This is a genomic window from Acinetobacter sp. GN11, assembly GCF_054823985.1.
This window is the reverse complement of record NZ_JRVL01000170.1, coordinates 1-5,979: the sequence shown is the minus strand read 5'-3', so window position 1 is coordinate 5,979 and position 5,979 is coordinate 1. Positions and strand designations below refer to the sequence as shown.

At 37.4% G+C, this 5,979-nt stretch carries 6 protein-coding genes; 3 read left to right on the top strand and 3 right to left on the bottom strand.

What is annotated here, in order from left to right; genetic code table 11:
- From mumR to NL42_RS14510, 3 genes are all read right to left on the bottom strand, one after another.
- Positions 1-892 (bottom strand): LysR family transcriptional regulator MumR (gene mumR / locus NL42_RS14520; protein WP_461313277.1); only part of this gene is annotated, 892 nt, incomplete at its 3' end.
- A 95-nt stretch (positions 893-987) separates the two neighbouring features.
- Complete coding sequence (locus NL42_RS14515; protein WP_461313276.1) at positions 988-1,932, bottom strand: DUF4424 family protein; 945 nt, start codon at positions 1,930-1,932, stop codon at positions 988-990.
- A gap of 85 nt (positions 1,933-2,017) precedes the next feature.
- On the bottom strand, positions 2,018-2,656 hold the full coding sequence (locus NL42_RS14510) for a TetR/AcrR family transcriptional regulator (RefSeq protein WP_461313275.1): 639 nt from the start codon (positions 2,654-2,656) through the stop codon (positions 2,018-2,020).
- Between the two features lie 126 nt (positions 2,657-2,782).
- On the opposite strand from NL42_RS14510, the gene NL42_RS14505 reads away from it, so the two are divergent.
- From NL42_RS14505 to NL42_RS14495, 3 genes are all read left to right on the top strand, one after another.
- A complete protein-coding gene (locus NL42_RS14505) occupies positions 2,783-3,622 on the top strand; it encodes an SDR family oxidoreductase (protein WP_461313274.1) in 840 nt (279 codons plus the stop codon).
- Positions 3,623-3,633: 11 nt separating this feature from the next.
- Positions 3,634-5,130 (top strand): flavin-containing monooxygenase, encoded by a 1,497-nt coding sequence (locus tag NL42_RS14500; RefSeq protein ID WP_461313273.1) that lies wholly within the window; start codon positions 3,634-3,636, stop codon positions 5,128-5,130.
- 21 nt (positions 5,131-5,151) lie between these two features.
- Positions 5,152-5,979: alpha/beta hydrolase (locus NL42_RS14495; RefSeq protein WP_461313272.1), on the top strand; the 828-nt coding region annotated here is incomplete at its 3' end.

Here is a 5,979-nt window from a genome sequence, read left to right as displayed (position 1 = left end):
TGAGGCTTTTCATGGCACTTTCCGAGACTTTAACCGCAACCTCTGTCAATTTTTCTTTCAAGGCAACGTCATTTCCTTGAATGTAGATCGAGGTGAAATGAAAGGTTTTTAACTGAATGGGTGTATTTAATATTTCCAGTCGACCATCTGTAATTTCTTTTAAAGCGGTTAAGGTCGGCACGACAGCAATGCCTAAGCCCTGCTCAGCTAAACGCAATAAAGTTGCCAATGAATAACTGGTAATTGAAAGTGGTTCATCAATCCCTTGTTCTTTCATTCTGGCTTTCAATTCTTTATAGGGATAGGTAATTTTTGGATAAGTTAAAATGGTATGAGACATGAGAGTTTTAAAAGACATTTGAGCCACACAGCCCTTAAATGACGGTGAAGCCAAAAAGCTCAGCTCAAAGTCACACAATGCCTGTTCAATACATTCAAAAGCCAAAGTTGGCCCCAACAAAAAAGCCATGTCCAAGTCACCTGTCCGAACACCTTCTTGTAGGTTAGGTGTCAGATCAACCACAATTTCTACTGAAATTTTTGGAAACTCTTGTTGAACCTTTTCGATATATTCGACTAACCACGTATAGACAATTGTTTCAGAAACACCTAAACGAATTGTACCCGTCAGATGCTGATTTTCAGTGAGTTCAGCCACCAGATCTGTTTCTAGTCGCATAAATTTTTCGGCGTACTTAAACAAAGTTAAGCCTTTGTGCGTTGGTTTAAACTGCCGATAGTTTCGATCTAAGACTTTAAAGCCTAATTCATTTTCAAGAGATGTGATTTTTTGAGATACCGCAGGCTGGGTGGTTTGCAATTTAGTTGCAGCCTTATTGAAGCTATTTAAAGTCACAACCCAATAAAAAGCTTCCAGATTCTTTAAATTCACGTTTCATCCCGCATTAGAAATCCCTCTACTTTTATAGTATGGAATTTCTTAGCGTGATTAGGCTAGCCATTTATTCATTTTTATTTGAGTTTGGCTTATTTCACTCTCACAAGAATAATATCTAGGTCTTTTTTAGGGACAAACTTGGTTTTGGTCATCTGAAATTGAGTTGGGCTAATCTTTTTGACGGGTCCATTCCAACAAAATGAAACCAGTTCATTTTTATCGCGCTCAATGGTTAACTTAAAATTTTCAATTGGTTTTGCCCAATTTGCACCCGTCGTCAAAATATAGCCGAGTGCACTAAACGGCGAATTTTCTGAACTGGCTTTTTTTAAGCCCTGCTTAAATTGTTTATCCATACAAAATTGCTGGCTATCTTCATCTGGATAGAGAGCAACAGAACCACCCACCAAAGGTTTATATTCATGCTGAATTTTAGTCAAACTATTGGCTTTAAAGGTCTGCTTCCAACTATAGATCACTTGAGATGACCATGGAATTACATCATCTTTTTTAAAATTAGCTAAAATTTTCTGTATTTTTGGCGTATTACATTGTTTTAGCTTATCTACATAATATTCATAATCATAGTTAGTACGGGTCCACGGATTAAGCATGTCTTTTTCACTAAAACCGCACTGCTTAAACTCATCCGTTGCATCAATCAGAGGTGATTTTTCATCTTTTTGAATAAACGTTCTGACGTGCATTTCTGGTTTAATATTTTTACCATCCACCACGATCTTAAAACTTTTTAAAAGCTCCTCAGTGTGAGCAAAGTCAGACTCAAAGAAATTATCAATGCGTGGTAGCGGAAATAAAATCGTTTCAGTTACATCTTTATTGCTTAGGTTTTTATAGAGGTAGTCGACTTTAATTCGTTTTTTACTAACAAATAGATCTTCGCTTTGCATGGCAATCTGCGAATTTTTGAGATATTGAATCCCACCAGTACCAACGTAACCCGTAGAATCATTGGCTAAGCCGTAGGTCGATAATTGAGCTAAAACAGCAAAAGTTATTGCAAGCTTTTTCATTTCAAAGTGCTCTATGTCATTTTCTAATTATGGAATGTCGATCTGCAATAAAGCATAAGCCAGAACCAATCTAAACCTTTTTTAATTAAGTGCCTTTAGAAGCCACTCCAGACATCATAAGTTCAATCGCTGCTTTACTGTATTGTTTAAGAAATTTTGAGTCTTGATTCGCCAATAAAAATTGTAAGGCACCCGCAATAATCATTCCTACAACTGCGTGTCCTGTCATTTGTGTATCTAAGTCAGATTTTAAATAACCTCGATCTATTCCATTTTGTAGATAGTTTGCCGTAAAAAGTCCACCTACTTGCAGAAGGGTACTAATTTGGGCGTTCATCTCCTTATCGATAGAAGTAGCTTCCAACAAAATTAAACGGAGTGTATTCGGATTTTCTATCGCAAACTCTTGAAACTTTGAAGAAATCCTTTCGCATTGAGCAATATAGTCATCAAGTGTAGATACTGCATTAGGTGCATTTTCATCAGCTAATAAAGCAGTAATTTTTAACATGGTATCGCTAATTACATTATCAAGAATATCTCTTTTATTCTCAAAATGACGATAAAAAGTCCCATGCCCTATCCCTAACCTTTTTGCAATGTCAGAAATCGCAGTTTGATGATAACCGCGTTCAGAAAATTCAAGAAAGGCAGCTTCAACAATTTCTGCTTGTAATTGAAGACGTTGGCGTTCAGCACGCGAGAGAGTTGTTTGATTATTCATATCAAAAATTTTATCAGAACTTTATGGAAAAAACGATAGAACATTAAAATCAAAAATTGACACTAAATTCCGTTAGTGACATTATGTTCCGAATTGGTGTTTTTTTGACTAAGAAAAGGAACAAAAATGAGCAAGAAACCAGCTTTTTCGAACAAGGTTGTTTTGATTACAGGTGGCGGACGTGGCATAGGATTAGCTACAGCATTCGCTTTTAGGAAATTGGGTGCAAAGGTTGCTATAGGAGATATTGATTTAGAGCTGGCAAAACAAGCTGCTTTTAAAGTTCAAGGTTATGGAGGTTACCTTGATGTACGCTTACAAAAATCGTTTCATGAATTTGTAGAGCAAGTCGAAAAAGAACTTGGTCCTATAGATATTCTTATCAATAACGCCGGCATCATGCCTATGGGTTCAATGATTGAAGAAACTCAAGCCATTACGGATGCACAAATCGATATTAATTTACGAGGTGTGATTCATGGCATGAAAGCAGTTTTACCTAAAATGCTTGAGCGTCAAACTGGTCATATTGTGAATGTTGCATCTTTAGCTGGAAAATACCCTATTCCCGGAGCGAGTATTTACTGTGCGACCAAATTTGCTGTAGTGGGTTTAACCTCGGCGATGCAACAAGAATTAAGAGATACACCTATTGGCCTTTCCGCAGTTTTACCTTCAAAAGTGGCAACAGAATTATCATCGGGTACAGGAGATGGATTACCCATTCCTACGGTTGAACCTCAAGATGTAGCTGATGCAATTATTAAAGCTGTTGAACATAAAATTTCTGAAATTGCTGTCCCTAATTACCTGACCCACACACCTAAAGCATATGGGCTCATTCCATTCTGGCTTAATACTGGTTTCCGCAAATTAATTGGTGATGACCGTATTTTAAAAGGACTAGACCAAAACGACAGAAAATCTTATATCCAACGCCTAAATCAACTCGCTCAAACAAAATAAGGATAAATACTATGAATCAAGTTGAAAAATTCCAAGTCGTTATTATTGGTGCTGGTTTTGCAGGACTTGGGGCTGCAATCAAATTACAAGAAGCTGGCTTTACTGATTTTGTCGTATTAGAAAAAGCACATGAAATTGGCGGTGTATGGAGAGCAAACACCTATCCTGGCTGCGCATGTGATGTGCCTTCCGCATTATATTCCTATTCATTTGCACCTAATCCTAAATGGAGCCGTGTATTTGCACCTCAACAAGAAATTAAAGAATACATTCAAGATGTAGCTAAAAAATTTGATGTCGAAAAATATGTCCGCTTCGGTTATGAAATGCTTGAAAGTGCTTGGGACTCTCAAGCTAAACATTGGGTTATAAATACAAATAACGGTCCTATTCACGCTCAATTTGTGATTATGGCTGGTGGTCCAATGCATGAGCCAGTACTTCCAAAAATTGAGGGTATTAAAACGTTTGAGGGCGTGAGCTTTCACTCTGCTGAATGGAACCATAATTTTGATTTAACTGGAAAAAAGGTAGCAGTGATTGGTGCAGGTGCTTCAGCAATTCAATTTGTGCCAGAAATACAATCTAAAGTTGAAAAGCTAGTTTTGTTTCAACGTACACCTCAATGGGTTCTTCCAAAGATGGACCAGACCTTACCCAAATTTGCGCATACACTATTTAAATTTATTCCAATTACCCAAAAGCTTACACGCTATGGAGTGTACGGAATTTTTGAATCGCTAAATTCGAGTATGCATCATCCTAAACTTGTTGAGCAAATTGAAAGATTAGCAAAATTGAATATTAAATTAGGAGTTAAAGATCCTGTATTACGGGAGAAACTACTCCCCGATTTTACAATTGGCTGTAAGCGAATTTTACAGTCAAATCGTTGGTATCCGGCATTGGCTCAACCGAATGTAAATGTCTTACGTAGTGGAGTTAAAGAAGTACAAGGCAATATTTTAATCGCTAGTGATGGAACAAAATATGAAGTAGACGCCATTATCTTTGGTACAGGATTTGAAGTCAGTAATCCTCCAATTGCAAAACAAATCCGAAATAAAGACGGCAAAAGAATGGATGAAGTATGGCAAGGAAGTGCTAAAGGCTATTTGGGAACGGTTGTCGAGGGTTGTCCAAATGCTTTTGTCATGTTTGGACCCAATATTGCCGTTAGCTCATCGGCTCTCATTATCATTGAGGCTCAGCTGGCCTATATCATCGACACACTTAAAAAAGTCCGTAAAGACGAGATTGCTACCATCGAAATTCGCAAAGAAGTTTTAGATAAGTATAACGATGAAGTACAAGCCGCATTGCAAAATACTGTCTGGAATACTGGTGGGTGTAGCAGTTATTTCATTGACCAAAATGGGCGCAATAGTACTTTGTGGCCATGGACCACATTTGAAATGAGATCGCGTTTGGCTAAATGTAATCTTGAGGATTATACAATCGCATTCAAAAGAAATTTTCAATTTAATAGCAATCAAAAAGCAAGCTAAAAAATGGGAAAGGAAAATATCATGGAACAGAATATATTTGATCAAATATCCGAATCTGTTGTAAAAGCTGGTTTACGCTTAAGCTTCAAACTAGCAAGCGGCTTACCTTTACCGTTCCCTATTTTACGTGGAGCAATGGAGTTTGGTTCATCCATTTTCAAGCCTAGAACAGATGTAAAAATTAATAAAATTGAAATTAAAGATCCCCTCAACTTTAATAAGATTAAGGCTGAAACTGCATTGCCCAACGCACAAGTCCAAGGTGTTTTATTGCATTGCCATGGAGGCGCTTTTTTCGCTGGCTCCTCAAGAACCCATAGAGCTTTATCTTCTGAGTTTGCAGCAAGAGCGAATGTAAAAGTTTATATGCTTGATTATCGACGTGCTCCTGAACATCCCTATCCTGCCGCGTTAAATGATGTGAAATCTTTCTATCAATATTTAATAAACGAAGGCTGGGAACCTAAACAAATTTTTCTAGGAGGAGACTCTGGTGGATGTGCTTTAGCATTAGCTTTAGCAATTGAGCTTAGAGATACTCAACAGGAATTACCTGCAGGAATAATCATGATATCTCCTTATGTAGATATTACTTTGAGTTCACCTTCGGTACGCAACAATATCAAACGAGACCCAATGATAAAAAGCTATGCATTAAAACGCGGAGGTGACGGTTATCGTGGAGAATTTAAAGCAAATGACCCACTGATCTCCCCACTTTTTGCTAATCTTAAAAATCTTCCGCCTTTATTAATTCAAGCTGGTAGTGAAGAAATTTTAGTTGATGATGCAATTAAGCTGGCTAAGCGTGCGCAAGAGTTCGATGTCACCACAGAACTCTCTCTATAT